Source organism: Devosia epidermidihirudinis, from assembly GCF_000971295.1.
Classification (GTDB): Bacteria; Pseudomonadota; Alphaproteobacteria; order Rhizobiales; family Devosiaceae; genus Devosia; species Devosia epidermidihirudinis.
Map to the genome: position 1 here is coordinate 1 of NZ_LANJ01000032.1, position 539 is coordinate 539.

Consider the following 539-nt stretch of genomic DNA (forward strand, 5'->3'; position numbering starts at 1 on the left):
GTCTGGAACAGCAATCGGCCGCGCGGGTTCGCCGCGGGCCAGTCGAAGCGGCGCAGCTTCCAGCCATCGGAGGCCACCCAATAGCCGATGCGAGCACCCGCCGGAATCGTCCGCCGAACCGCAGCGGCAGCCTCACTCCCCGCATAGCACGCGGAATTGTCGAGGAATTCGCTCGGGACGGTTACTTTTTCGAAAGCCATCTTCGTTAGGGCCTAGCCGATGGGATGGAATATTGCTCTGCCAATTTTGATTTTCGTGCTCGGCGGGTTGCTCGTGTCCGCGGGAATCGAGGATGCCCGGACGCGCGAGATTGCGAACTGGAAGAACGCCGCGGTCGCGTTGCTGGCCCCCGTCTGGTGGTATGCCCACGGCCTCGACATCTGGCCCGACATGGCGTTGCAGATCTGCGGCGCGCTGGCGGTGTTCGCGGTATTCCTGGTCGCCTTCCACTTCGGGATGATGGGCGGCGGCGACGTGAAGCTCATCGTCGCACTGGCGCTGTGGCTGCCGTTCCCGGCCTTCCTGTCGATGCTGATGGC

General features: G+C 64.2%; 2 protein-coding genes. One reads left to right on the forward strand and one right to left on the reverse strand.

Annotated features, from left to right (window positions below; genetic code table 11):
• Window positions 1–200: hypothetical protein (locus WH87_RS19850; RefSeq protein WP_046173265.1), on the reverse strand; the 200-nt coding region annotated here is incomplete at its 3' end.
• A gap of 19 nt (window positions 201–219) precedes the next feature.
• Here WH87_RS19850 and WH87_RS14405 point away from each other — a divergent pair.
• On the forward strand, window positions 220–539 hold a 320-nt coding region (locus WH87_RS14405), incomplete at its 3' end, for an A24 family peptidase (protein WP_046173266.1).